The following is a 26,410-nucleotide window of genomic DNA, read 5'->3' as shown; positions in this document are numbered from 1 at the left end:
AGCAGTGAACGTGATGGATGTAACTTCTGTTTCATCGCTTCGTGGCCCCTCGGAGGTGCCCATGTCCCATTCCCGCAACCCCCTGCGTACCCGGCTCGCGGTTCTCACCGCCACGACCCTGCTGCTGACCGTCGCGCCGATCGGGGTGACCGCCGCCCAGGCCCAGGTCACCCGGAGCCGGCAGGGCAGCTCGACCGACGTCAGCCGAGCCACCTGGTCCGGCCCGGCCTTCACCATGAACGGCTCGGGCGGCATCATCACCGCCACCATGAACCAGGCGATCAGCGCGATCCGTGGCGGCTCCGGCTCGATCGATGTGGCGGTCGTCGCCGGGTCGGGCACGAGCACCCCGGAATGTGACGTGATCACCGGGTTGAGCGGCGTGAACTCCTGCACCACGCTCACCCTGACCGCCACCGCCGACGGCAACAACAGCCAGGTCAACACCGATATCCGCAACGCCGAGTTCGTCTACTTCGCGGGCGGCGACCAGTGTCGCTACGTCGCCTGGAAGGGCACCGCGTTGGAGGCGTCCGTGGAGTCGGTGGTCGCCAAGGGCGGCGGGGTCGGCGGCGGCAGCGCCGGGCACCACGTCAACAGCGACATCGTGTACGACGCCTGCGGCGGCAGCGCCACCTCGGCGATCGCCCTCGACGACCCGTACGACCAGTCGATGACCTTCACCACCGGCATGTTCCGCTGGCCGAACTACGCCAACACCATCAACGACTCGCACTTCGTTACCCGGGACCGGATGGGCCGGCTCATGGCCTTCGTGGCCCGTGCCGTCAAGGACGGTCGGACCAGCGGCGGCAAGGCGTGGGGGGTGGGGGTCGAAGAGGGCGCCTCGCTCTTCATCGACCGCAACGGGCTGGCCACGCTCAGCGGACCCAGCGCGTACGTGGTGCTCGGCGACCACCAGCCGGAGGTGGCCAGCTCCGGCCAACCGCTGACCTACTCCAACTTCAAGATCTGGAAGCTGGCCAGCGGCCAGAGCTACAACTTCGCCAACCGGCCGACCTGCGGGTACTACCTCAAGAGCGTGACCAACGGGTCGCCCAGCAGCAGCCTCTACAGCGGCACGCCGGTCACCGACTGCTCCAATCCACCGCCCACCAACCCTCCCGGCGGCGGGTCGAGCTATGCCGAGGTGGAGTCGAACGACTCCCGCACCGCGGCCAACGACGTGAGCGGTCTCAGCTACCCGCTGACCATCACCGGGGACATGAAGAGCGGCAGTGACCGGGACTACTTCGGGGTCAGCCTCGCCAGTGGACAGACCCTGTCGGTGGACTGCGCGGTGCCCAGCGCGTACGACGCGGACCTCTACCTGCTCAGCTCGACCGGAAGCACGCTGACCCGGTCGGTCAACAGCGGTGCGGGTGCCGACGAGTCGGCATCCACCACCCGTACCGCGTCCGGCTCGGCGACGTACTACGTCGAGTTGGAGGCGTACTCGGGTTCTGGCAGCGCCGACTACAGCTGCACCGTCAGCAGGTCCTGACCCCGCCCCGCGGCTGGAGCACGCCGGCCCGCCCCTCGGCGGGCGTGCCTCCGCCGCCGGAAGGAGTGGCCACCGGTGTGCCCGGGGTGGCCACTCCTTTCGGGTCGGCCCGGCCTCGCGGCGCTCCGAAGTCCCGTGCGCGCCGCGATTAGGCTCAGCCCGTGTTGACCTCCGATCCTGCCGGCGGGCCCGCCGGCGCAGTTCCCGACCCCGCCGTGGCCGCAGAACCGTCCGCCGTGCCCGCGGTCGGGGTGGCAGCCCTCATCCGGCAGCGCCTCGGTGAGTGCAGCCCGGCCGAGCGACGGGTGGCGCGGGCGTTGCTCGCCGCCTATCCGGCGGCCGGGTTGGGCACGGTGGCCGCACTGGCCGAGCGCGCCGAGGTGAGCGCCCCCACCGTGTTGCGCCTCCTGAGTCGCCTCGGGTTCGGCGGTTACCCGGAGTTCCAGCGCGCGCTGCGCGACGAGCTGACCGAGCGCGAGACATCGCCGCTGACCGCGTACCGGGCGGCGGAACGCACCGGCGATCCTCCGGCGGACGCGCTGGCCCGGGCCGCGGCCAGGCTGCCCGAGGCTGTCGCCCGTACGCTCGTCGACCTGCCACAGGGCGAGCTGGACGCGGCGGCGCGGCTGCTCGCCGACCAGCAGTTGCGCGTCACGGCGGCCGGTGGCCGGTTCTCCGGGCTGCTCGCCCACTACCTGGTGCTGCACCTGATGCAGGTGCGCGGCGGCAGTCGACTGTTGCCGATCAGCCCGGTGGAGCGCACCGACATGCTCGTCGACGTGGGCCGGCGCGACGTGGTCGCGCTCTTCGACTTCCGCCGGTACGAGGAGCCGACGCTGGCGTTGGCCCGGGAGGTGACCGCGCGCGGTGCCCGGGTGGTGCTGTTCACCGACCGGTGGATGTCCCCGGTGGCCGGGCTGGCCGAGGTGGTGCTGCCCGGTCGCGCCGAGTCGCCCTCGCTGTACGACAGCTTCGTTCCGGCATTGGCCCTGGTGGAGACGGTGGTGGCGGCGGTGATCGACCGGCTCGGGCCGATCGCGGGCACCCGGCTGAAGGCGATGGAGCAGGCGCAGCAGGAGTTCCACGTCGGCTGATCCTCATTACAGAAAACTGTAACCCCACCGAAATAGTAATGTGCGTTACAGTCCGGGAGCTGGTACGTCTGGCACCCGGAAGGACACCCCCATGCGCATCCGTCAGCTCGCCCTGGCCACCTCGGCCTCGGCCCTCCTCGCCGTCACCGCCGGCTGCGGCGGCACCTCCTCCACCGCCGCCGGCTCCGGTGACAAGGCCGCCGGCTCCGGTGGAAGGGCCGCCACCGTCACCATCACCGTCGAGGGCGTCGGCCCGATCAGCACCGACGCCAACCTCGCCGGAAAGGTCCCCGGCGACCTGCGCTCCCGAGGCACGGTGACGGTCGCCACCAACGCCCCCTACCAGCCGTTCATCGACTTCAAGCAGGAGGGACGGACCGACGAGTTCAAGGGTCTGGACTACGACCTCTTCCTCGCCGCCTCCGCCCGGCTCGGCATCAAGGCCACCTTCACCCAACAACCCTTCGACGGGCTGGTGCCCGGCCTGCAGGCCGGCAAGTACGACGCCATCGCCGGCGGCATCACCGACAAGAAGGAACGCCAGCAGGTCGCCACCTTCGTCGACTACTCCGCCTCCGGCACCGGCTTCCTGGTGCGCACCGGCAACCCGCTCGCCGTGAAGACCGTCGCGGACCTCTGTGGGCGCAAGGTCGCCGTGCAGAAGGCCAGCAACCAGGCGAAGAACCTGGCCGCCTACAGCAAGGACAGCTGCGCGGGCAGGGCGATCGAGGTCAAGGAATACCCGGAGAACCCGCAGGCGGTGCAGGCGCTGATCGCCGGCAACGTCGAGGTGGTCGCCGCCACCAGGGTCAACCTGGTGGACACCGCCGGCGCCCTGGCCGGCAAGGCCGACCTGGTCACGGACCCGGCCGCCCCCAACGGCTGGCTCGCCAGCCCGAACGGTTTCGGCTTCCTGAAGAGCAAGAAGGACGTCGCCGAGGCGTACCGGGCCGCCGTGCAGTCGCTGATCGACGACGGCAGCTACGCCAAGATCCTCGGCCAGTGGAAGCAGACCCCGATCGCCGTCAAGCAGGCCACGGTCGACCAGGCCATCGACTGACCTCGGCGGAGACGACCCCCTGAACCGCGGTCGCCGGGCGCCCTTCCGACTCCGTGAGGGCGGGCCCGGGAGGCGCCCGGCGACCGCTACACCGTTTCCGCAGGAGGCACTGCATTGAGCGAGACCGAGACCGTACGGGTGGTCCCCGTGCGGCACTACGGCCGCTGGCTGACCGCGCTGCTCGTGGTCGGCCTGGCGGCCCTGTTCCTCCGGGCGCTGCTGGACAGCCCCAACCTCGAACCCGCCACCATCGGCGACTATCTGTTCAAGGACTACATCCTCGACGGCGTGGTCACCACCCTGTGGCTGACCCTGCTGGCGATGGTGCTCGGCACCGCCGGCGGCGTACTGCTCGCCGTCATGCGCCTGTCGCCCAACCCGGTGCTGCGCGGCGTCTCCTGGGCCTTCATCTGGGTCTTCCGGGGCACCCCGCTGCTCGTCCAGATCATCTTCTTCGGCTTCCTCGGCGCGCTCTTCCCCCGGCTGACGTTGAGCCTGCCGTTCACCGGCACCGTCCTGTTCGACCAGCCGACCAGCGTGGTGGTCACCGGCACGGTCGCCGCCGTCCTGGCCCTGTCGCTCAACGAGATGGCGTACGCCGCCGAAGTCATCCGGGGCGGCATCCTGGCCGTCGACGGTGGGCAGACGGAGGCCGCCGCCGCGCTCGGCATGAGCCCGACGCTGACCCTGCGCCGGGTGGTGCTGCCCCAGGCGATGCGGGTCATCATCCCGCCGATGGGCAACGAGACGATCACCATGCTCAAATCCACCGCACTGGTGTCGATCATCGCGGGGCGTGACCTGATGACCGCCGTGCAGACCGTCTACCAGGGCAACTACAAGGTGATTCCGCTGCTGGTGGTCGCCGCGATCTGGTATCTGGCGCTGGTGAGCCTGCTCTCCGCCGGGCAGTGGGCGATCGAACGGCGATTCGGCCGCGGCTTCACCCGGGGAGGAGTGCGATGACGGTTACGGCGCACGACAGCGTGAAGTCCGAGACCGATTCGGATCGGCCGATGGTGCGCGCGGAGGCGGTCACCAAACGGTTCGGCGCGATCGAGGTGCTCACGGGCGTCGACCTCACGGTGGCACCCGGAGAGGTGTCCTGCCTGCTCGGGCCCTCCGGCTCCGGCAAGTCCACCTTCCTGCGCTGCGTCAACCACCTGGAACGCATCGACGGCGGCCAGCTCTGGGTCGACGGCGAGCTGGTCGGCTACCGGCGCAGCGGCGACAAACTCTACGAGCTGAAGGCACCCGAGGTGGCCCGCCGTCGCCGGGACATCGGGATGGTCTTCCAGCGTTTCAACCTCTTTCCGCACCTGACCGCGTTGGGCAACGTGATCGAGGCGCCGGTCCGGGTGCTCGGCGCCGCCCGCGAGGCGGCCCGCGCCGAGGCGATGCGGCTGCTCGATCGGGTCGGGCTGGCGGAGAAGGCGCACGCCTACCCCGGGCAGCTCTCCGGTGGGCAGCAGCAGCGGGTGGCGATCGCCCGTGCCCTGGCAATGCACCCGAAACTGATGCTCTTCGACGAGCCCACCTCGGCGCTCGACCCCGAACTGGTGGGTGACGTTCTGGACGTGATGAAGGGCCTCGCCGCCGACGGGATGACGATGGTCGTGGTGACCCACGAGATGGGCTTCGCCCGCGAGGTGGCCGACTCGGTGGCCTTCCTCGACGGCGGTGTGGTCGTCGAGACCGGCCCACCGGCAGAGGTGCTCGGCAACCCGCGGCACGAGCGCACCCGCGCCTTCCTGGACAAGGTGCTCTGATGGATCCTCTGCTCAGCGCCGCTGGCGACCGGCTCACCGCCTACCACGGGCGGCTGGCCGAGCTGGTCGGCATCGACTCCGGATCCGGGCACGTCGACGGGCTGCGCGCCGCAGCCGATCTGCTGCAGACCTGGTGTTTGACCGCCGGCATGGCGGTGGAACGGAAACCGGTCACCGACCCGTCCGGGGCACCACTGGGCGACGTACTGATCGCCCGCCGGCGCGGACGCGGCAACCGGCGGATCCTGCTCGCCGGCCACCTCGACACGGTCTTTCCGCCGGGAACGGCCGCCGCCCGCCCGTTCTGGGTGCAGGACGGACGGGCGTACGGGCCGGGGGTCAGTGACGACAAGGGCGGTGTACTCGCCGGCTTGGCCGCGATCGAGGTACTGGCCACGTTGGAGCTGGCCGAGTACGGCGAGCTGATCCTGGTCTGCACACCGGACGAGGAGATCGGCTCGCCCGGCAGCCGGGCACTGCTGCGTGAGCTCGGGTCGGAGGTCGACGTGGCGCTCTGCCTCGAGTGCGCCCGAGACAACGGAGACCTGGTCTCCGCCCGAAAGGGCGTCGCGGACCTGGAGATCACCCTGCGCGGCCGGGCAGCGCACGCGGGCATCGAGCCGGAACGCGGCGTCAACGCGCTACTCGCCGCCGCCCGGCTGACCGTCGCTCTGGACGCGCTCAACGGCCGTTGGCCCGGTGTGACGGTCAACGTCGGGCACCTGCACGCCGGAGACCGACCGAACGTGGTGGCCGACCGGGCCAGGATGCTGGTCGACCTGCGCGCCTGGCGTGTCGGCGAGTACGAGGCGGCGCTGGCCGAGATCCGCCGGATGGTGGCCGTGCCGACCGTTCCCGGCATTCGGGCCGAGGTGGCCGTGCACGCGCCCACCCCGCCCTGGGAGCCGGACCGGGCCGACCGCCGGCTCACCGAGCTGGCGGCGAAGGTCGGGGCAGGGCTGGGCGTACCGGTGTCACACACCGCCACCGGCGGATGTGCCGACGCGAACCTGCTGGCCGAGGCGGGCGCGGCGGTGCTGGACGGCCTCGGCCCGGTCGGCGGCGCGGACCACAGCCCGTCGGAGTGGCTGGACCTGGACTCTGTCGTGCCCCGCACGGCCCTGCTCGCCGGCCTGATCGACCAGGTCAGTCGGGACACCGGCGGCTGACATCAGGCAGGCCGTCCGCCCCGCCGGACAGCGCGGGTGGTGCCGGCGGTGTCGATGGTGCCGGCGGGGCGGACGGGCACGATTGCCCGGTCGACGCCGGGGTAAGCGCCGCCATGGCCGACGATCGCTCACCAGCCGACCGCGACCGGATGCGGCTCGGCGAGGCCGCCGAGCGGGGCGGTCAGGTGGTCGAACGGGTGCGGCACCGCAGCGGGCGCGCCAGCCGGGTCCGGGTCCGGCAGTTGGAGGTCACGGTGGTGATCGCCGTCCAGTCCGGGCTGGCCGCGGCACTCGCCGCCCTGATCGCCAAGAACTTCCTCGGCCCCGGAGCGCACGTATTCGCCCCCGCCGCCGCCGTCGGTACGATCGCCACCGCCATCGGGCAGCGGGCCCGGCGCACCTTCGAACTGCTGGCCGGTGTGGCCCTGGGCATCGTCATCGGAGACGGGCTGCGCTTCCTGGTCGGCTCGGGGCCGTGGCAGACCGGCGTGGTGGTCGCCCTGGCCATCGCCTCGGCGTTGCTGGTCGCCGGAAAGGGTGGCCCCCTGGTGGGTCAGGCCGGCGGTACCGCGGTGCTGATCGCCACGCTGGCCCCGACGAACAGCGGTCTGGAGGTGCCCCGGATCTTCGACGCGCTGGTCGGGGGACTCGTCGGCCTGGTGGTGGTTGCCCTGTTGGTGCCGGTCAACCCGATGCGGGTACTGGACCGGGCCGCGGCACCGATCTTCACGGTCCTCACGGAGCAGCTCGCCGAGCTGGCCGAGGCGTTGCGGGAGCGCGACGCCGACCGGGCCATTCGCGTGCTGGGGAGGCTCCGTGGCACCGACGACGACCTCGGTCGGCTGCACGACGCGCTGAGCGGGGCGGAGGAGGTGGTGACGATCGCGCCGGCCCGCTGGCACCGCCGGCAGCAGTACCACCGGTACGCCCGCAGCGCGGACCACCTGGAACGGCTGCTGCTGGTCACCCGTGCCATGTCGCGCTCGTCGACGACCGCGCTCCAGTACGACGAGCCGATCCCGCCGGAGTTGTCCGACGCGATGCAGCGGCTGGGCCAGGCGGTGGCGGAGATGCGGACTGACTGCCGTTTCGACAACGACCCGGGGCGGACCCGCGAACTGGTGGAACAGTGCGCCGAGTTGGCCGGGCGGGCCGCCGCCAAGGGGGTCAGATCGTTCGGCGACGCGCTCGTCACCGGCCTGCGCACCGCCTCCAGCGACCTGCTCCGGGCCACCGGCTGTGAGCCCGACGACGCCAACCGGATCGTGCGCCGAGCCGCTGGCGCTGGTGAGGCAGCGATCCACCCGCCGGTCCGGCTACACCTGCACCGTGCTCGGCCGACCCGGACCGCGGGCGCCCGGAGACGGTCGCACCTGGAGGCCCGCCAGCGCCACGAAGCTCGGGCCGGTCCCCCCGGCGGAGGGAGACCGGCCCGGTGAACTGCCCGGATCAGGAGGAGTAGCCGCGCTCGGCGATCCAGTTGGCGACCTTCGGCAGGCTCACCCAGTACTCACCGAGCGCCGGGTCGGCCGGGTCGGCGACCCGGATGGTGTCCCCACCATCGCGGTAGCCGACGAGGGTCAGGTAGTGGCCGCCCTCGTACGAGTGCGGATTGCCGTCGGTGTCCACGGTCGTGCCCTTGATGTTGGCCACCACCGGCCGTCCGGCGTCCACCGCGACCAGCACGTCCCGGCGCAGCTGCTCGACCTGCCCGGGGCGGGCCACCGAGTCACGGATCTCGGTGGTCCGGTACTTGCCGCCGGTCAGTTCGTTCAGCACCCGGGTGGTGTCCAGGGCCGAGGGGGTGCCCGCCTCGGTGGTGCCGAGAAGGCTGGCCACCTGGTCCTGCGGCACCGCCTTGCCCTGGGCGGACAGCGCGATCCGCGTCGCCGCCGGGCCGCAGTAGTAGAAGTTCGGCTGGGCCTGGTAGTCGATGCCGAGGATCCGTTCGGCGGTGCGGCCGGGCTGGCTGGCCGCGTCGTTCTGGCTCGACGAGGTCGGGATGCCGTGCACCGGGGCGGCCTGCGCGGCCACCGCGGGACCAAGAGCGCAACCGCCGGCGACCAGCAGGCCGGCGACGGACAGGCCGCTCTTCTGGATGATCGGGTTCATGGTCGAGTCTCCGTTCGGGGGTTGGCACCTCCGACTGGGCGGAGGGCAGCAGCACCGGGAATGGCGCTCGGCTCGTCGAATGGGCGACAGCCCGCGCAGGCTTCGCGACCTGGTGCAACGGCTGCCGGCCGGCTGGGATTCCGGGCTCTACGTGCGCCCGCTCACGGCTCTCGCGGATCAGGGCCGAAAAGCCGGTCACCGGGTCGCGAACCGTTCAGAAGCCGACGAACCGGACGCGGAGAACGGCGTAGGCCACGGGTCGCAGTTGCGACGGGTAGGTGGCGCTGGTCAGAGACTGCCCAGCAGGCCGGTCACGGTGATCTCGATGACCGCACGCTCCGGATTCGGGCGCGGAGTCCGGTACCGCTCGGCGTAGCGCCGCTCCGCCTCCGCCACGGCGGCGCGGTCCGTCCGGAGCACCGCACGGCCCTCGATCGTCAGCCAGCGGCGGCCATCCACGGAACAGACGGCCACCGGCGTGCCCGCCGCGCCGGCGGCGGCCACCAGGCGGGCCTTGCGGGAGGTGCCGGAGGTGATCACTCGGGCGAGCCCGGCGGTCGGGTCGAGGGTGACCCCCACCGGCACCACGTGCGGGGTGCCGTCGGCGCGCATCGTGGTCAGCGTCGCGAGGTGCCGCTCCGCGCAGAAGGCGGCGACGCGGTCGTCGCGTACGTCCAGCTGATGATCGCCCGTCATGCCCGTCCCCTGTCCGCCGAACCAACCTCGATCATGGCACGCGGCGGCGTACCCGGTCCGGGTCCGGCGGCGCGTCCGGCTGCCCGGGCAGGCGGCGATCCGCCGCCCGGCGCTTCGCAACCAGCCGGCTCAGATAGATCAGCGCGCCGGCCAGAACGCCCATGTCGTCCAGGTAGATCGGGTCGGGAAGCAGGTCGATCGGGAAGACCGTGTAGATCAGCGCCCCGTAGAAGGCGACCTTGCCGCCCGCGCCGAGCCCGGTCAGCAGACGCCGGGTCCGCACCACCCGCACCGCCAGCAGCACCGCGCCGACCAGAGTGGCGATGGCCAGAATGCCGGCGATCACCACGAGCACCCACGCCTGTCGGGACATGGCGTCACGCTAGCCCACCCGCGCCTCCCCGGCCCGGTCAACGGGGCCGGCCGGCCACCCGCTCAGAACGCCGGCACGGTGGCGCGACCTCGGGCGACCACCGCGTTCTCCCTGGTCTGCTCGGCCGCCGGCCGGACAACCTCGCTCAACGGCAACACGGACGCGGACTCCGCCACCCGCCGCCCGGTCGCCGCGTGGGCCTCCTCGCGCAGGCTGCGGGCCGCCGCCACGGCCAACTCCGCAGCCCGCCAGGCGGCCCGCTCCCGCTCCACGGCGGCGGCGTGCCGAGCCGCGAGGTTGTCGCGGATCGCGCGCTGCAGCACCAGTTCCTGCTCGACCGGGTGCAGCCGCGGGTCCCAGCCGTCGCGGTGCGCGAAGACATCACTGAGCTGCTCCACCGACAGTTCCCGCCGCCAGTACGCGTCCAACGCGGCCCGGTGCAGGTAGCGCTCGCGGTCGACGTACTCCGCCGGGGTCCGGGTGGTCTGCGGCGGCGGCACCGCGGCGGCGGCACCGAATCGTCGGACGCCTGCCTCGGCTGCCTCGTACGCGTGCCACGCGGCCTCGAGGGTCTCCTGCGCGGCCAGCCATTCCGCGCGGCGGCGCTGGGCGGTGGTGGTGGCCCGCCCGGAGGCCACCGAAACCTCCTGCGCGTAGCGGCTCTGCTCCCGTTCCTCGTGCGCCTGTTCGAGCTGGCTGGGCATGGCGGCGCGACGGATCAGGGATCCGGGGTCGAGGCGGAACCTGGCGGGCCGCAGCAGCAGGGCGGCGACAGCGACCACGACCACCCCGAGCAGGCTCAGCCAGATGGCGGCGGCCCGGGGCACGTCGGGCAGGACGGCGGAGAGGACGGTCTGCATGATCAGCACCTCGCGGTCGAACGACGGGTATCGACGGGTGGTGACGGACGGGTGTCCCGCTGGCGCGGGCCGGGTGAGCCGGCCGTGGGCGGGAGAGCTGCCAGGTCCTCGGGGTGGTCGACGCTGTGGGTCGCCTGCCGGCGGAGCGCAGTTCGAGTGGTCTCCGGCCGGCGTGATCACACCGACGACGTCCGGCACCGGGACAGGTGCCCCGTACCGGACCGCGTGGGTCGCGGGCGCGGGTGGCCGGCCGAGGTCAGCGAGTGGGCGGGCCGCGTCGGGCCGGGGTGCCGCGGCCGGGCTCGTTTGCGGTCGCGCGCTCTGAGCTGGCGGGGACCGGGCCGGTGGCGGCGTCGACGACCGTGCTGACCGGTCGGGGAGCGGCGGGCTGACTCGCCCGCTCGGTTGCCGCGGCGGCGGCGGGCCGGACCGTGTCCACCCGGCTGCTCACGGCGCTGGGCCGAAGCTGCGTGGGCGCGGGAGGTGAGGTGGCGGCGAGCGCGCCGCCGACGCCGACCGCGAGCACCAGTGCGGTGAACGCCAGCCGGGTCAGCTCACGCAGCGACCGCAGCACGACCCACCGGGCCGGGCGGACGACAGCTGCGGAGGACACCTGACCAACCTAACGCCCGCCCTGCGGTGACGCAGCTCCGTAACCGCCCGCATGGGCGTGATCGCCACCACCCCGCGCACTGTGGACGCAACGGTCGACGGCCTCATGACGGCGGCCCCGGGCTGGATGGTTGCGGTGGCGCCACCCGGTGGTCCGACGAAGTGGTGCGCCGGAGGTGGATTGGTCAGTCGGTGGTGCCGAGCACCGGTGGCGCAGCGTCCCCCTTGTCCCGCCACACCATGTCGTCCTCGGTCAGCCAGGTCAGCCGCTCGTCGGAGTCGTCGGCCTCCGGCCGGCCGTGCCCGCCGAGCACCCCCGGGCGTCGCCCGCCGCTGCCGCTGCCGCTGCCGCTGCTTCCGCTTCCGCCCGCCGCGCGGCCGGCGCTCTCGCCACGTCGACCGTCGATGCTGCGCCCGACCCCGGTGGCCGGGCGGTTCTCGGCTGCGGTCGGGCCAGCGGTCGGCTTGGCCGAGGCGGTGGGGGTGCTGCCCGAACCGGCGAGCGCGGTGGTGCGGAGCACCCCACCGGCCGGAGCCCCGCCCGGCGATCCGAAGAGCAGACCCGGCCCGGCACCGGAACCGGCACCGGCGATCGCGGCGGTCGGCCCGGACAGGCCGACCAGACCTGCGGCCCCGCCAGCGAGCAGTGCCCCGCCGACCACCGGGTCCGCGCCGGCCAGGGAGGTGCCTGCCCCGGAGTCGGAGCCGCCGCCAGGGCCGGTGACGACGCCCGGAACGCTGCCGGTGCCGGTGCCCACCGGAACGGCGACGGACCCGTCGCCGGCGACCGGTGGCACGGCGGCGCGGACGGGCGTCCCGATGGTCGCGTCGCCGGTGTGCGCGGTCTGCCGGGTGGCGGTGGGCGCGGCGCTCGGCGTGTCACTGTGCGGTGTGCTGCGTGGCTTCGTCGGGTCCTTGCGGGCCGTCTCCGGTGTGTCCGGGTCGGGAGCGGGCGGGTCGACCACCCGGTCGTAGGCGGACAGGTGGTAGCCGTCGGCCAGATCGGCCACCACCTTCACCATCCGCTGGTGGGCCTTCTCCTGCTCCTTCTTGTCCTGCTGGTGACCCATGAAGGCGCCGACCACCGCGCCGGGCACGCCGGAGGTGACTGCGCCGCGCAGCGCGCCACTGATCGCCTGGTCGTTGTCGTCGGTCGCCTCCGGGCTCTCCGACTGGATGTGCGCGGTGCGCAGATGGCCGGCCATCATGGTCAGGCCCTGCTTGACGCCGGCCATCCCCTCACCCAGCGCCTCGGAGTGGGCGACGATCAGCGACAACCGTCGCTGGAACTCCCGACCAGCCGAACCCGTCCAGGTGTTGCCGAGCTTCTCGAGGTCGCCGCCCAACTCCCGGCCCAGGCCGTCCAGGATGCCCTTGAGGGCGGTCCACTGGGCGGCCACGCCGTCGATCTGCTCCGGCTTGCCGGCCATCACACCGTCGTAGAGCTCCTGGTGGCTCTTGCCCTGGTAGCGCTGGGTGTATTCAGACACGCCCGTCCCCCTTCGGCTCCAGCGCCTGGTCGACACCGGTCAGCGCGGCGGTGATGTCGGTGGCATTGGCCGCGTTACGCGCCTCGGCGGTGCGGTAGCTGGTCAGGATCGTGCTGGTCGCCTGCTGTGCCGCCAGCACCGCCTGCCGAAGCCGCTGCGCCTGGACCACATAGGACTGGTGGACGTCGCTGTATCGGCGTGCGTTGTCGGTGGCGTCGAAGAACGAGCCCAACGCCGGGGGGCGGCACTGCATCTCGGTGTTGAGCTTGCGCAGCACCGACTCGGCCTGGCTCAGCCGCGCGGCCAGATGCTGGTGGAAATCCTCAAGGGACAGCAGGTCGACTTCCGTACGCCCGGTCATGGCAACATCCCCGTCGTTCTGGTTGACAACCGACAGCCACTCTCAGGTTAGTCCACCAGTGCGACACGAGGCGACCCGTCCGGGCCGCTCAGTCGTCGGCTCCGGTCGATGTCGTCGGCACGCCACCGCCCGCCCCACCGCTCGCCGGGGTGCCGTCGGGCGCGGAGGGCGGCGTCGTCGCCGGCGCTGCCGGGCCACCGGGTGCGAAGAAGTCCGACGCGTCCTCGCGGTTCAGGCTGGGCCCGGTCGGGATCAACGAGAGCAGCGAGCCGGGCACCGCCAGCGGGGTGATCCCGCCGTAGCCGAGGACGGCCAGCGTTTCGCTCGACCCGAGCGGGTAGCGGATGCCCTGCGGGCTGATCAGGTAGATCGTCGACCCGACGGCGACCGATCCGCTGGCCCCGGCACCGGGCGCGGCCTGGGCGAGCACGCCCTTGCCGCCGGGCAGCAGCACCGCCTCGGCCGTACGCACCGAGTCACGGGCGGTCTGGTTGACCGGCAGCGCACCCGACGCGCTGGCGGTCAGCTCCACCGGCACCCGGTCGAAAACCTCGACGGTGGTGGTCGGCGGGCCACCTCCACTGCCCGCCCGGTACGTCGCGCACAGCACGGTCTGCCCGGACCGGGTCGTGTACAGCGCGGGCAACCTCGGCGGCAGGCCCTCCTCGTCCACCCGCTGCTTGACCAGCCGCTCCCCGGCCTGATCGGGCGTGATGTCGGTGATCTGACCGCCGCCGCCGATCATCAACAGTGCGGTGATCTCGCTGATCGAGACGAGTCCTTCGCGGGTCAGCACGTAGTGCTGCCCGGCCGCCTGGAACACCTGACCGATGGTGGCCGGTCGACCGGTCGGCGACAGGCCGCTGGGCTCGCCCTCACCGGGCAGGGACGGCTTGCGCAGCGGCGGCCCGGCAGGCACGGCGTTGAGCAGTTGCTGGCCCACCGGCAGTGGTGCCGTGCCGGTCATCCTCAACGCCGCGATCGCCGGCTGGCCGCCGAGCACCTGGAGGCGGGCGCCGCCGGTGAGCAGGTACTGCTGCCGGTCCACGGTGACCAGCACCGCGCGGTCGCCCAGTGGTGTGCCGCCGGGCAACGCACGGTCGATCACCACCTGCGTGGAGTGGCGCTGGTCAGCCGGGTCGGGCACGTCGCAGACCGACCAGGGCAGGCCGGTCAGCGACTTGCGGCCGGGCAGGTCGTCCGGCGCGCCGACGATACCGACGGTGCGCCCGCGCGGCCGCTCCCGTAGCGACGCCTGGGACATCATCCGCACCGTCGGATCCGCCTTGTCCAGCACCAGCCGGGCCGACGTGTAGTTGAGCGTCGGAATCAGTTTCCCCTGCCTGAACACGTACGTCGCGCCGCTCTCGCGTTCGATGACCAGTGTGTCCTCCGCGAGCGGCGCGGCATTCCCGGTCAGTTGGCCGTACGCGCCCACCCCGCCGAGCACGATGGCGGCGGCGATCACACTGCCGAAGATCGCCATGCCGAGCCGTCGCATCGGCAGGTTGGTGGTCTCCGGATCGCCCGACAACACCGCGGAGACGATCCGGCGGGTGACGAAGCGGTACGCCTGCACCTGATCGCGGCGGGTCCGCATGACTAACCTCCGACGGGGTGGATCCGCGACGATCAGGTCGGAGCGCCGTCGCGGGCTTCCCTACGATAAGGGGCCGACGGCGGGTCTCCGGGACCACCGCCGGTGGCCGACGCCGGAACGACCCGGCGTGCAGCCGTACCGTGCAGGAGGGACAGTCACCGATGACGCAGGTTCAGGCGCGACCCGACCGAGTGACCGAGAACCCCTCCGGCGGCACGGCGCGGGCGATGCCACCGGCCGACCGGTCCGGCCGGGGCAGGGTCGGTCCGTTGCTGGTCGGGCAGCTCGTCGTGCTGGAGATGTGTGCGGTCGCCGTCTGGGCCGCGACGGCGGGACCCACGTGGCTGCTCGCCGCGGTGGGTACGGTGGCGGCGTTGGTCGTGGTTGCCGCGTTCGCCCGTCGGGGTGGCCGCTGGTGGTTCGAGGACCTGCTGCTGCGGCGGCGGCTGCGGCGTCGCCGTGAGCAGGCTGCGGCGGCGCTGGCCGACGGAACGGCGGTGGACCCCCGGTTGGCCGCGCTCGCGCCCGAGCTGAGCGTCATCGAGCTGACCGACCGGGGCACGCGCCTCGGGATCGGGCAGGACGCCCAGGGCTGGTTCGCCGCGGTCGCGTTGCAGCCGGCCCCCGGCACGACGGTCGGCTCGATGGACGCGTCGACGGTGGACCGGGCGCTGGGAGTGCTCGCCGACTTCGCCGCGCCGATCTCGCGGTCCCAGGTCGTCGCGCACACCCTGGTCTGGTACCCGGCGCCCGGCGCGCCACCGGCAGCCCACCGGACCGTGTGGGTGGCACTGCGGCTCAGCATCCAGGACGCCCGAGCGGAGACGGTGAGCCGGGGCGGCGGGCTTGCCGGCGTACACCGGACGATGGCCACCGGGATCGGTCGGTTGGGTAAGGCACTGACCGCCGCCGGGCTGGCCCACCGGCCACTGGGCCGCGACGAGCTGCGCGCGGCCGTGGTGTCGGCCGCCGGTCTGGACCTGGTGCCGGAGCCGCCCGCGGAGACCTGGTGGGGGCTGCGCGGTGGCGGCTGGACGCACCGCTGCCTGTCCCTGCGCGGCCGATCGGATGCCCCACTCGGTCCGCTGGTGGAGGCGATCACCGCGACCTCCGCGCCGTCGCACACGGTGGCCGCGGCGGTCTCGCCGGACGGTCGGGTGGCGCCGCCGTTGCTGCGCGTCGCAGCCATGGACAACCACGTCGAGGCGCTGGTCAAGGTGGTCGGGGACGTCGCACGGCGGGCCGGCGCGTCGACCCGGCCGGTGGACGGGCAGCACGCTCCCGGCGTGTACGCCAGCGCACCTGTCGCGTCGGCACTGGGCGGTGCAGCCCGCCCGGAGCCCCGCTGACCGTCCGTCCGGCCGGCGGTGCGTCAGGGGCGCAGGTTGACGATCCAGCCGTACAGGCCGCAGACCCAGACGGCGAGCGGAACCAGCGCGATGATCAGCAGGATCTCGACGATGTCGAGCAGTCGACCCCAGACCGGAGAGATGCGCTTGCCGGCCACGGTCAGGCCGTAGATCAGGCTGACCACGGCAGCCAGCACCAGCCCGCCGAGGATCAGGCCCAGTCGGACCGGCAGGGACCCTCCGGCGTAGGTTGCCGCGGCGGCCAGGCCCAGTCCGACAGTGCCGGTGAGCAGCACCGGAGTGCGCTGGGCGCGGCCCAGGAGCGGACGGGCCCGCAGCAGTGAGAGCAGGGCCAGCACCAGGCAGAGCAGCACCGCCGGCAGTCGGCCGTCCAGGGCCAGCACCAGTTGGGCGCCCAGCACCAGCAGTGACACCGTCCACAGCAGACCGATCAGGAACTGGTCGGCGCGCTCGCTGAGTTGCAGCACCTGCCTGCCGTCGACCGACTCGCTGTCGGTCTTCAGGTCCTCCGGGCCGGTCGGGATCGACGGCACCGGCAGCCGGGCCAGCCGGTAGGCGGCCATCGGCAGCGCCGGCACCGCGCCGAACGCGACCGCCGCCACCACCGAGGCCGCAGCCGGGGCGTCCATGCCGAAGACCAGGCAGAGCATCGCGCCCAGACCCGTGGCGGCACCCACCCCGACCGCGCCGAAGAAGAGCGGATAGCGGTCGCCGACCGCCAGCGCGGCCACCGCCCCGGCGATCACCACCGCGGTGGCCGCGAGCAGCACGTGCGGGCTGGCCAGGTCGGTCAGGGACCGGTCACCGGCGAGCAGCAGCAGACCACCGGTGCCGGCGTACACCAGGCCGACGACGGCCAGCACCGCCCCGGTCCCGCTGTCACCGGCGGCCCTGGACAGCACCGCGGCGCCCACCAGCAGCGCCACCGTGACGAGCAGAGCGGCCAGAGCGCCGGGCAGGTGTGGCGGGCCGGCGAAGAGCGTCGCGAGGGCTCCCGCGCCGAACGCCGCCGCGGCGAACAGCACCGCGAAGGACCGGGTCGAGCCGGCCTGCCAGGCGCCGGGGCGTTGGTTGGTGGCGGTCGCGACGGCGTCCACCACGTCGTCGAAGACGATCTCCGGCGCGGCGGCCGAGCGGGGGTTGAAGTACAGCACCTCACCGTCCCGGACGCTCAGCTGCGCGGCGGTGCGCCCGCCGTCAAGGGGTGCGCCGCCCAACCTGGAGAGTGCCCATCCGCCGTGCCGCACGCCCTCGTCGGCCAGATCCTCCCCGGCGTAGCGCAGCAGGGTGGGCAGCAGGTCGGCCATCGGCACGTCCGACGGTAGGGCCAGATCCATCCGGGTACGGGGAGCCACGATCGTGATTCGGCTCAGACCACCGGTCGCCGTCTTCGTCGCCACAGTGGCCTCCAGGTGTCCGTCTACGATCGGCTGGCCGTGGTGCCGCGATGCGGGTCCACCGCGCCCACGGGAGATTACCTACGATGGCGGGCACGTACGATGCCCACCCGCGGACTTCGGTTCGTGACGGCACGTCATCAGGGCCGCTTCTGGGGAGGAGACAGCCGTGAGCACGGTCGTGTTCCGCCGGCTCCCGCGTCAACCGGGGCCGGCTCTGCCACGCGGTGAGGTGCTGCTGGAGTCCCCTCCTGAGCTGCCCGAACCGACGCCCCGCGGGATGGGGCAGCTGCTCATGATCCTCCCGATGTTCTGCGGCGTCGGCGCGATGGCCTTCCTCTACGTCGGCAAGGGCGGCGGCAGCACGATGACGTACGTCGCCGGCGGCCTGTTCGGCGTCTCGATGCTCGGGATGGCCATCGGCTCCCTCAGCAACAGTGGCGGCAAGGACAAGGCCGAGCTGAACGCCGACCGCCGCGACTACATGCGGTACCTGGCCCAGATGCGCAAGCGCACCCGGCGCGCGGCCGAGCAGCAGCGCGCGGCGATGGCCTGGCGGCACCCGGAACCCGACGCGCTCTGGTCGATCGGGGCCTCCCGACGGCTCTGGGAGCGGCGGATCACCGAGGACGACTTCGGCGAGACCCGGATCGCGCTCGGCCCGCAGCGGCTGGCCGTGGAGATCGTTCCCCCGGAGACGAAGCCGGTGGAGGACCTGGAGCCGATGAGCGCCATCGCGCTGCGCCGGTTCGTCCGCGCGCACTCCACTGTGCCCGACCTGCCGACCGCGTTGTCGGTGCGCGCGTTCAGCAGGGTCGTGCTGCGAGGTGACCGGGAGCCGGTGCTCGACCTGACCCGGGCGGCACTGGGCCAGCTGGCCACGTTCCACGCACCGGAGGACCTGGTGATCGCCGTGGTCGCCGCGCCGGACCGGCAGTCGGCCTGGGGTTGGGTGAAGTGGCTGCCGCACGCCCACCACAGCGGGCGTACCGACGCCGCCGGCGCCCGTCGGCTGGTCTTCGCGAGCCTTACCGAGGCCGAGGAGTCGCTCGCCGGTGAGCTGGCCGGGCGGCCCCGGTTCGCGCCCGAGGCCAAGCCGCTCACGACCGCGCCGCACCTGGTCGTGGTGATCGACGGTGGCGAGATCTCACCGACCTGCCAGCTGGTCGGCCAGGGGCTGCTCGGCGCCACCATGATCGACCTTTCCGGAACGGTGCCGCGCGACGCCGGCCGCTGGCTGCTCTGCCTCGACGTCGGCGACGGAAGCACCCTCGACCTGGTCCGGGGCACCTCGTCCTCCCAGCTCGGCCGACCGGACCGGCTCAGCGCCGAAGCCGCCGAGGGGCTGGCCCGTCAGATCGCCCCCTTCCGGCTCTCCCAGCAGCAGACCAGTGACGACGAACCGCTGGCCCGCAGCACGGAGCTGCCGGACCTGCTCGGCGTCGGCGATGCCGCGGCGGTGGACGTCCGGCAGACCTGGCGCCCGCGCGGTCACCGGGACCGGCTGCGCATCCCGCTCGGCGTCGGCCCGGACGGCAACGTCGTCGAACTGGACTTCAAGGAGTCGGCGCACGAGGGCATGGGGCCACACGGCCTGGTGATCGGTGCGACCGGGTCGGGCAAGAGTGAGCTGCTGCGTACGGTGGTGGCCGCGCTGGCGGTGACCCACTCGTCGGAGGAACTGAACTTCGTCCTGGTGGACTTCAAGGGCGGCGCGACGTTCGCCTCACTGGAGGCGCTGCCACACACCAGCGCCGTCATCACCAACCTGGCCGACGAGCTGCCACTGGTCGACCGGATGCGCGACGCGCTCGCGGGCGAGATGGTGCGGCGGCAGGAGTTGCTGCGGGCGGCCGGCAACTACGTCTCCCGCTTCGAGTACGAGAAGGCCCGTGCGGCTGGTGAACCGCTGGCGCCGATGCCCAGCCTGCTGATCATCTGTGACGAGTTCAGCGAGCTGCTCGCCGCCAAGCCCGACTTCATCGACCTCTTCGTGATGATCGGCCGGTTGGGCCGTTCGCTCGGCGTGCACCTGTTGCTGGCCAGCCAGCGGCTGGAGGAGGGCAAGCTGCGTGGCCTGGACACCCACCTGTCGTACCGGATCGGTCTGCGTACCTTCTCCGCGGTCGAGAGCCGGATCGTGCTGGGCGTGCCGGACGCGTACGAGCTGCCGAACGCACCCGGTCACGGCTATCTGAAGACCGACACCAGCACGATGCTGCGGTTCCGGGCCGCGTACGTGTCGGGGGCGTACCGGGCGCCGGGGCAGCAGGCGTCCGCGTCGCAGGCCCTGGTGCAGCGCCGGATCGTGCCGTACGGCCTCGACTTCATCCCGGCGCAGCTCCCGCAGATGCCGGTCGACACCGCACCCGAGCCGGAGCAGCCGGCCGACGGCAAGGCCGTGGCGATGCTCGACGTGCTGATCGACCAGCTCAGGGGCCGGGGCCGCCCGGCGCACCAGGTGTGGCTGCCGCCGCTCGCCGACCCGCCGGGCCTGGGCGAGCTGCTCGGCCCGCTGGCGGTCGACCCGACGTACGGGTTGTGCACCGCCTCCTGGCCGGGCCGGGGTCGGCTCACCGTGCCGGTCGGCGTGGTGGACCGCCCGTACGAGCAGCGCCGTGACCCGATGATGGTCGAGCTGGCCGGGGCCGGCGGCAACGTGGTCATCGTGGGTCGTTCACTCAGCGGCAAGAGCACCATGCTGCGCTCGCTGCTCGCCTCGCTGTCGCTCACCCACACGCCTCGTGAGGTGCAGTTCTTCTGCCTGGACTTCGGCGGCGGCGCGCTGCGCAGCCTGGAGCGGCTGCCACACATGGCCGGGGTGGCCGGCCGGCGTGACGTCGAGGCGGTGCGCCGCACGGTTGCCGAGGTGGTCGCCGTCCTGGACGAGCGGGAGGCGCGCTTCGCCCAGCACGGCATCGACTCGGTGGCCAGCTACCGCCGTCGACGGGCCGCCGGTGAGTTCGCCGATGACCCGTTCGGTGACGTGTTCCTGGTGGTGGACGGCTGGAACACGCTGCGCCAGGAGTACGAGGAGCTGGAGCAGACCATCACCACGCTGGCCAACCGTGGTCTCGGTTTCGGCGTGCACGTGGTGCTCACGGCGGTGCGGTGGGCGGAGATCCGGATCAACATGCGGGACCTGCTCGGCACCAAGCTCGAGCTGCGCCTGGGTGACGCGTCGGAGTCCGAGATCGACCGTCGCTCGGCGATGAACGTGCCGGAGAAGTCGCCCGGTCGCGGCCTGACCCGCGACAAGCTGCACTTCCTCACCGCGATCTCGCGGATCGACGGGCGCCGCGACATCGAGGACCTGAGCGAGGCGTCGCTCGCCCTGGCCGGGCACGTGGCGGCCAACTGGCCGGGCCGGCCGGCGCCGAAGGTGCGGTTGCTGCCGCGCCGGCTGCCGGTGGCCGAGCTCGCCCGGATCATCGACCGGTCGGCGCCCGGCCTGCCGATCGGCGTGAACGAGTCGGCGCTGGCGCCGGTCTACCTCGACCTGGCCAACGAGCCGCACCTGACGGTCTTCGGCGACGCCGAGTGCGGCAAGACCAACCTGTTGCGGCTGATCGCCCGGGGCATCACCGAGCGGTACACGCCCGCCCAGGCCCGGCTCGTGATCGCCGACTACCGGCGCGGGTTGCTGGGTGCGGTGGAGGGCGACCACCTGCTGGACTACGCCCCGTCGAACCAGGCGTTCGCGCAGGGGCTCGGCTCGATCCGCAGTGCGCTGACCAACCGGTTGCCCGGCCCGGACGTGACCACCGCCCAACTGCGTGACCGCAGCTGGTGGAAGGGCCCGGACCTCTACATCCTGGTCGACGACTACGACCTGGTGGCCTCGGGTGGCAGCAACCCGCTCAGCGCCCTGCAGGAGCTGCTGCCGCAGGCCCGCGACATCGGTCTGCACCTGGTGGTCACGCGCCGGGTCGGCGGCGTGTCCCGGGCACTCTACGAGCCGGTGCTGCAGCGGCTGCGGGAGCTGGATTCGCCCGGTCTGCTGATGTCCGGCAACCGGGAGGAGGGTGCGGTCTTCGGCACGCTGCGGCCGAGCCCGCAGCCGCCGGGTCGGGGAACCCTCGTGCGCCGCCGCGACGGCCAGCAGCTGATCCAGACCGCCTGGTCCGAACCAGCCTGACGGGTCGGCCCGGCCCAGCCGTTCGGTACGTCGACGCTGACCTGATTCACCACTATCCATCGAAGGGCAGCGGTGAGGGCTGCGGAGGCTGGACAGGTTCCGCTACGGTCTTCACTGGAGTGTCCGTCGGTGGGGTGTCGCCACCTTGCCGCGGGGGAGGGGTGCGGCAGAGCCGCCACCACAACATGACGGAAGGGTGTGAAGCATGGCGTTCGAGGTCGAAGCTGCGACTCTGCATACCGCCGCGAGTGACGTGCGGTCCACGCGCAGCGAGGTCGACGGCGAGCTGAAGAAGCTGTGGAACGTGGTCGACGACCTGGCCATAGCGTGGAAGGGTCAGGCGTCCACGGGCTTCCAGTCGTTGATGACGCGCTGGAACGAGGACACCGTCAATCTGCTGACGGCGATGGACAACATCGCCGACCTGCTCGACAAGTCGGGTACGACGCACCAGGTCAACGACGAGGAGCAGCAGCAGATGCTGGACAAGTTCCACTCTGCTCTCAACCCGTGATCCGCAGACAGCAGAGGAGGAAACCGTGACGATCAAAGTTGACTACGCTGTCCTCGAGAGCAGCAACCAGCAGATGCAGGCCATCTCGAAGACGCTCGAGGAGAAGCTCGACACGCTGCGGTCGATGCTGACCAAGCTCCACTGGGACGGCGAGGACCGGGCTGCCTACGAGCAGCACCAGGCAAAGTGGGACGCGTCGGTCCGGGACATCAACCGGATCCTGAACGAGATCGGCGGCGCCGTCGGCATCGCCCGGGAAAACTACCTCACCACGGAGATGAGCAACTCCAAGGTGTGGGGCTGACGCGTAACACCGTGCGGCTCCGGTCCGGTTCCGCCGGGCCGGAGCCGCATTGCGTTGTGCCGCAGTCCTGTGCCGACGCCGTCAGCCGGTGATCGGCGCGTCGGGGCGCCGGCCAGGGCGCCAGCCCCGCCGACGACCGCGGACCAGGATCGGCCGGGCGACCAGCAGTAGTGCGGTGAGCAGGCCGCCGAGCAGCGCCGCCCAGATCGCGGCGGTGCGCTGCCAGCTCAGCGGGTCCTCCGTCCGGGTTGGTGCCGCAAGCGCGCCGGCGGGCGGGTCCGTCCGGGTGCCCAACAGGCTCGACAGCGCCCGGTACGGGTTGACCACGCCGTAGCCGACCTCCTCGTTGTGCCCGTCCGGCGGGTTGTCCGCCGTCCGTTGCAGCCGTTCGGTGACCTCCTGCGGGCCGAGGTCGGGGTAGGCCGACCGCACCAGCGCGGCCACACCCGAGACGTACGCGGCGGCGAAACTGGTGCCGCCCGTCGGCTCGATGCGGTAGCCGCTGCCGGACGGCGCCGGGCCGATGAGGTTCAACCCCGGGGCGGCGATGTCGACGTACGACCCGCTGATCGAGGTGCCCACGTGGCCGCCCTGCTCGTCCACGCCGGCGACCGCGAGAACACCGGGGTACGCGGCCGGGTAGGCGGGCCGGTTCTCCTGAGCCTGCTCCTGCTGGTTGCCGGCGGCGGCGACCAGGACGACGCCCTTGGCGAGCGCGTCCTCGACGGCCTTCGCGAGTGCGGGGTCGGGCAGGGTCACCAGGGACAGGTTGATCACGCTGGCGCCCTTCTCGACCGCCCAGTCGATGGCTGCGGCGATCTGTCCGGGTACGGCCTTGTCTCTGGTGTCCTTCTCATCCGGCAGCACCCGGATCGGCAGGATGCGTGCCGCCGGGGCGATGCCGCTGTAGGGGACGCCGGTGCCCTCCCGGCCCCCGATGATGCCGGCCACCATCGTGCCGTGGCCGGCCAGGTCGCACCGGCCCTGGTTGGCCGGCAGGCCGTTGAAGTCGCGACCCTCGAGCACCTGGCCCTGGAGCAGGGGGTGGCTGGCGGAGACCCCGGAGTCGATCACGGCCACGGTCACCCCGGCTCCCCGGGACAGTGGCCACGCCGAGGAAGGCTCCAACCGACGCAGCGCCCACGGCATCTCCGTGAGGGCGTTCTTGCCCGTCGGGCCGCAGGTGGGCGGTGCCGCGGCCGCCGGTGGGGGTGCCACCAGGGCGGTGCCGAGCAGGGCCGCCAGCATTCCACCGAGGACTCCGCGGACGGCACGGCGGGACGGCTTGGTCGCGCTCGACGGCTGGCTTTCGCGCACCCGCAGAGATTACCGCTGTGCCGCGTCGGGCTGCGGCCCGGCGACGCGGTCCGGACGGCCGGCTGCCGCGCCGGGTGGGTCGGCGAAGAGCGCGAGGAGGTCGCCGACCTGACGGTCCGCTTCGGCGGGGTGCCGGAACCGGCCGGCCGGGTTGAGGGTGTATTCGTTGCGCCGCCCCACCCGGGTGCGGTGCAGGTAGCCCTCGGCCTCCAGGTCGGCGACGATCCCCTGTGCGGCCCGCTCGGTGACGCCGACCTCGGCCGCCACGTCCCGCAGCCGGGCGGTGGGGTTACGGGCGATGGACAGCAGGACGTGCCCGTGGTTGGTGAGGAACGTCCAGTTCCGGCCGCCGCCGGTGTCGCCTGCCGTGCTCGCCATCCTGGGGCCGCCTTCCCGGTTGCCCGCCCTGCCGCCGCGCGTCGCCGGAGGACGCGCGGAGGGGCCGACGTATGAAATCTAACTCACGCATATCTTGACGCAACTTGTGGTGCGTGTGAGCGTGGAGCCGAGCCACCGCCCGCCCCCGGCTCGGCCTAGGAGCCGGTTGAGCAGGCCTGACGCAGAAAACGAGGTGTGGGATGAGTCGTCCCGGGACGTCCGGCGGGCAGCCGGACGCGCAGCGGACCGACGGGGCGCCGACGCTCACCGAGCCGGCCCGGGCGTACGCCGAGCTGGCCGCCGGCAACCAACGCTTCGTCAGCGGCTCCCCGCACCACCCCAACCAGGACGCCGGGCACCGGACGGCGGTGGCCGACGGACAGCACCCGTTCGCGGTGATCGTCGGCTGCTCCGACTCCCGGTTGGCCGCCGAGATCATCTTCGACCGAGGGCTGGGCGACCTCTTCGTGGTCCGTACGGCCGGGCACACCGCGGGCCCCGAGGTGCTGGGAAGTGTGGAGTACGCGGTGACAGTGCTCGGCACCCCGCTGGTGGTGGTGCTCGGCCACGACTCGTGCGGCGCGGTCCAGGCGGCCCGGGAGGCGGCCATCACCGGCACCTCGCCCCCGGGGCACCTGCGCGCCGTGGTCGACGCCGTGCTGCCCAGCCTGCGCCGTGCCGAGGCCGAGGGGGTGGACGACATCGACGGCATCGTCGACATTCACATCGCGCAGACCGTCGAGACGCTGCTCGCCCGGTCGCCCGTGCTGGCTGCCGAGGTGGCGCAGGGCCGGTGCGCGGTGGTGGGGCTGTCGTACCGTCTGGCCGCCGGGGTGGTCCGCCCGGTGACCGCCGTGCCGGCGGGTGCCGCGACGCTGGACGTACCGACCGGACCCGACGGGTCGGCCGCCGCCTGAGACGCGTCGAGGGCCGCCCCGCGACGCGGGACGGCCCTCGACGGGGAGATCTGCGGTTCAGAGCAGCGACATGTGTACGTGGTCGGTGTGGTTCGACGGCCCGCTGTACGACTTCCAGCCGGTGGCCGGGAACCAGATCTGCCGGTTCCAGATCACGTAGTAGATGCCGAGCCGATCGGCGTTACGGATGAGGAACGCGGCCACGTTGTTGCCGTACGTCCGGGTGTCCTCGTTGTGCCACGGGGCGAAGCCGCTCTTCTGCAGCGACCAGTCGCAGGCGCGGCCCTTCGGGTGCTCCCAGGGGCCGCCGGAGCGGAAGCAGCCGACGAACCGGTTGAAGCCGGCCCGCTTGACCTCCTTGTACGCGTGCAGGGTGCGCGGCGTGACGCAGCCGGAGGTGGTGGGGTCCTTCTCGCTGCACGACTCGGACTTCCAGTCACCGTCGGCGCTGCGGCCCGGGCCGACCCGGGCGACCGGCGAGGTCGCCGACACCAACCCGCCGGTGAAGCCCTTGCCGCCGACCAGCGCGAGCGCCTTGTCGGCGTCACGCTTCTCCTTCGCCATCAAGGCGGTCTGCTTCTGCTGCTCGCGGACCTCCGCGTCGAGGGCCAGCTTGGCCTGCTCGGCGAGGGTCTTCACCGCGTTGACCTCGGCGAGCTTCTTCTCATTGACCATGTTCATCTCGTCGAGCGCCGCGGCCCGTTGGACGAACGTGTCGGGGGCGTCGCTCTCCAGCAACATCGCGATCGCACCGATCCGGCCGGTCCGGTACGACTGGGCGGCGATCTGCCCGACCTGGGGAGCCAGCTTGTCCAGGTCTGCCTTGGCCCGGTCGACCTCCTGCGCCCGCTCGAGCTGCCGCTTCTTGGAGCTGTCCAGCTTGGACTTGGCGGAGGAGTAGTCGCGGTTGGCCTTCTCGATGACGTCGTTGAGCAGCGTCGGTTCGCCGTCCTCCTCGTGCCCGGATGGCGTGGGGGTCGCCGGGGCGGCGTGCGCGGGGAGAGGGCCGGCGAGCACGGTCAGTGCGGCGATCACGGCCACCACGGGTGTCAACCAGCGGCGTAGGGGTGCCGTCACAATATTCCCTTCCGTCGACCGCCGACCGGGTTAGCTGACGGGTTCGGGGCGGAAGTGGCCCCTACCGCTGACGCGGATTCACCCCACGTGCCTGGGTCCCCGGCTCGCCGGCTGGCGATTGGGCGGCGGCACCGCAGACGCTGCGTCGCGCCTTCAGCGGTGACCGGCAGCGAGGTTACCCGAGAGTCGACCGGCTGAGCTACGTCCAGATGCCGACTAAAAGCGTCATTTCGCCATGGCGTTGAGTGACCAGTGACGCGGTTCTCAGGGCGGGTGCCCCACCTCGTCACACTGAGGA

General features: G+C 72.4%; 24 protein-coding genes and 1 riboswitch. Of the genes, 12 read left to right on the top strand and 12 right to left on the bottom strand.

Annotated features, from left to right (window positions below; all coding sequences use genetic code 11):
- Positions 1-61: 61 nt before the first annotated feature.
- From ACLJN9_RS06480 to ACLJN9_RS06450, 7 genes are all read left to right on the top strand, one after another.
- The gene (locus ACLJN9_RS06480; RefSeq protein WP_410810150.1) at positions 62-1,504 is read left to right on the top strand and encodes a hypothetical protein; all 1,443 of its coding nucleotides are present in this window, start codon (positions 62-64) and stop codon (positions 1,502-1,504) included.
- Positions 1,505-1,665: 161 nt separating this feature from the next.
- A complete protein-coding gene (locus ACLJN9_RS06475) occupies positions 1,666-2,598 on the top strand; it encodes a MurR/RpiR family transcriptional regulator (protein WP_410810149.1) in 933 nt (310 codons plus the stop codon).
- 91 nt (positions 2,599-2,689) lie between these two features.
- Positions 2,690-3,658: a transporter substrate-binding domain-containing protein gene (locus ACLJN9_RS06470; RefSeq protein WP_410810148.1), complete on the top strand. Its 969-nt coding sequence runs from the start codon at positions 2,690-2,692 to the stop codon at positions 3,656-3,658.
- A gap of 114 nt (positions 3,659-3,772) precedes the next feature.
- Entirely contained in the window at positions 3,773-4,624 is an 852-nt protein-coding gene (locus ACLJN9_RS06465) for an amino acid ABC transporter permease (RefSeq protein ID WP_410810147.1), read from the top strand.
- Positions 4,621-5,427, top strand: a complete 807-nt coding sequence (locus ACLJN9_RS06460; RefSeq protein WP_410810146.1) for an amino acid ABC transporter ATP-binding protein — start codon at positions 4,621-4,623, stop codon at positions 5,425-5,427. The genes ACLJN9_RS06465 and ACLJN9_RS06460 overlap by 4 nt, the downstream gene beginning before the upstream one ends.
- Positions 5,427-6,596: a M20 family metallopeptidase gene (locus ACLJN9_RS06455; RefSeq protein WP_410810145.1), complete on the top strand. Its 1,170-nt coding sequence runs from the start codon at positions 5,427-5,429 to the stop codon at positions 6,594-6,596. Before ACLJN9_RS06460 ends, ACLJN9_RS06455 begins: the two co-directional genes overlap by 1 nt.
- 113 nt (positions 6,597-6,709) lie before the next feature.
- A complete protein-coding gene (locus ACLJN9_RS06450; protein ID WP_410810144.1) occupies positions 6,710-8,035 on the top strand; it encodes an FUSC family protein in 1,326 nt (441 codons plus the stop codon).
- Between the two features lie 10 nt (positions 8,036-8,045).
- On the opposite strand, the gene ACLJN9_RS06445 is transcribed toward ACLJN9_RS06450, so the two are convergent.
- From ACLJN9_RS06445 to eccB, 8 genes are all read right to left on the bottom strand, one after another.
- A complete protein-coding gene (locus ACLJN9_RS06445) occupies positions 8,046-8,708 on the bottom strand; it encodes a C39 family peptidase (RefSeq protein WP_410810143.1) in 663 nt (220 codons plus the stop codon).
- Between the two features lie 288 nt (positions 8,709-8,996).
- On the bottom strand, positions 8,997-9,404 hold the full coding sequence (locus ACLJN9_RS06440; protein ID WP_410810142.1) for a pyridoxamine 5'-phosphate oxidase family protein: 408 nt from the start codon (positions 9,402-9,404) through the stop codon (positions 8,997-8,999).
- Positions 9,405-9,435: 31 nt separating this feature from the next.
- On the bottom strand, positions 9,436-9,777 hold the full coding sequence (locus tag ACLJN9_RS06435; protein ID WP_410810141.1) for a hypothetical protein: 342 nt from the start codon (positions 9,775-9,777) through the stop codon (positions 9,436-9,438).
- 62 nt (positions 9,778-9,839) lie between these two features.
- Positions 9,840-10,637: a hypothetical protein gene (locus ACLJN9_RS06430; protein WP_410810140.1), complete on the bottom strand. Its 798-nt coding sequence runs from the start codon at positions 10,635-10,637 to the stop codon at positions 9,840-9,842.
- Positions 10,638-10,893: 256 nt separating this feature from the next.
- The gene (locus ACLJN9_RS06425; RefSeq protein ID WP_410810139.1) at positions 10,894-11,250 is read right to left on the bottom strand and encodes a hypothetical protein; all 357 of its coding nucleotides are present in this window, start codon (positions 11,248-11,250) and stop codon (positions 10,894-10,896) included.
- A gap of 184 nt (positions 11,251-11,434) precedes the next feature.
- Positions 11,435-12,739 carry a WXG100 family type VII secretion target gene (locus ACLJN9_RS06420; RefSeq protein ID WP_410810138.1) on the bottom strand — a complete coding sequence of 435 codons (1,305 nt, stop codon included), beginning with the start codon at positions 12,737-12,739 and terminating at the stop codon, positions 11,435-11,437.
- Positions 12,732-13,100, bottom strand: a complete 369-nt coding sequence (locus ACLJN9_RS06415) for a hypothetical protein (RefSeq protein ID WP_410810137.1) — start codon at positions 13,098-13,100, stop codon at positions 12,732-12,734. Before ACLJN9_RS06415 ends, ACLJN9_RS06420 begins: the two co-directional genes overlap by 8 nt.
- A gap of 88 nt (positions 13,101-13,188) precedes the next feature.
- The gene (gene eccB / locus ACLJN9_RS06410; RefSeq protein WP_410810136.1) at positions 13,189-14,700 is read right to left on the bottom strand and encodes a type VII secretion protein EccB; all 1,512 of its coding nucleotides are present in this window, start codon (positions 14,698-14,700) and stop codon (positions 13,189-13,191) included.
- A 161-nt stretch (positions 14,701-14,861) separates the two neighbouring features.
- Between eccB and ACLJN9_RS06405 the strand changes: the two genes are divergently transcribed.
- Positions 14,862-16,049, top strand: a complete 1,188-nt coding sequence (locus tag ACLJN9_RS06405; protein WP_410810135.1) for a type VII secretion protein EccE — start codon at positions 14,862-14,864, stop codon at positions 16,047-16,049.
- A 23-nt stretch (positions 16,050-16,072) separates the two neighbouring features.
- Here the strand turns inward: ACLJN9_RS06405 and eccD are convergent, their stop codons facing one another.
- Entirely contained in the window at positions 16,073-17,470 is a 1,398-nt protein-coding gene (gene eccD / locus ACLJN9_RS06400; protein WP_410810134.1) for a type VII secretion integral membrane protein EccD, read from the bottom strand.
- A 166-nt stretch (positions 17,471-17,636) separates the two neighbouring features.
- Here eccD and eccCa point away from each other — a divergent pair, with 166 nt between their 5' ends.
- The 3 genes from eccCa (at position 17,637) to ACLJN9_RS06385 (ending at position 22,423) form a co-directional block, all read left to right on the top strand.
- Complete coding sequence (gene eccCa, locus ACLJN9_RS06395) at positions 17,637-21,605, top strand: type VII secretion protein EccCa (RefSeq protein ID WP_410810133.1); 3,969 nt, start codon at positions 17,637-17,639, stop codon at positions 21,603-21,605.
- A gap of 205 nt (positions 21,606-21,810) precedes the next feature.
- Entirely contained in the window at positions 21,811-22,119 is a 309-nt protein-coding gene (locus ACLJN9_RS06390; protein ID WP_410810132.1) for a WXG100 family type VII secretion target, read from the top strand.
- A gap of 25 nt (positions 22,120-22,144) precedes the next feature.
- Positions 22,145-22,423 (top strand): WXG100 family type VII secretion target, encoded by a 279-nt coding sequence (locus ACLJN9_RS06385; protein ID WP_410810131.1) that lies wholly within the window; start codon positions 22,145-22,147, stop codon positions 22,421-22,423.
- Positions 22,424-22,504: 81 nt separating this feature from the next.
- Here the strand turns inward: ACLJN9_RS06385 and mycP are convergent, their stop codons facing one another.
- A complete protein-coding gene (gene mycP, locus ACLJN9_RS06380; RefSeq protein WP_410810130.1) occupies positions 22,505-23,740 on the bottom strand; it encodes a type VII secretion-associated serine protease mycosin in 1,236 nt (411 codons plus the stop codon).
- A gap of 9 nt (positions 23,741-23,749) precedes the next feature.
- Positions 23,750-24,118, bottom strand: a complete 369-nt coding sequence (locus ACLJN9_RS06375; protein WP_410810129.1) for a helix-turn-helix transcriptional regulator — start codon at positions 24,116-24,118, stop codon at positions 23,750-23,752.
- Positions 24,119-24,318: 200 nt separating this feature from the next.
- Here ACLJN9_RS06375 and ACLJN9_RS06370 point away from each other — a divergent pair, with 200 nt between their 5' ends.
- Positions 24,319-25,035, top strand: a complete 717-nt coding sequence (locus tag ACLJN9_RS06370; RefSeq protein ID WP_410810128.1) for a carbonic anhydrase — start codon at positions 24,319-24,321, stop codon at positions 25,033-25,035.
- A 57-nt stretch (positions 25,036-25,092) separates the two neighbouring features.
- On the opposite strand, the gene ACLJN9_RS06365 is transcribed toward ACLJN9_RS06370, so the two are convergent.
- A complete protein-coding gene (locus ACLJN9_RS06365; RefSeq protein ID WP_410810127.1) occupies positions 25,093-26,112 on the bottom strand; it encodes a coiled-coil domain-containing protein in 1,020 nt (339 codons plus the stop codon).
- Between the two features lie 3 nt (positions 26,113-26,115).
- Positions 26,116-26,247: riboswitch (cyclic di-AMP (ydaO/yuaA leader) on the bottom strand.
- Positions 26,248-26,410 lie beyond the last annotated feature (163 nt).

Origin of the sequence: Micromonospora sp. 067-2, assembly GCF_046549295.1 — a bacterium.
Classification (GTDB): Bacteria; Actinomycetota; Actinomycetes; order Mycobacteriales; family Micromonosporaceae; genus Micromonospora.
This window is presented reverse-complemented; position numbering and strand designations above follow the sequence as displayed.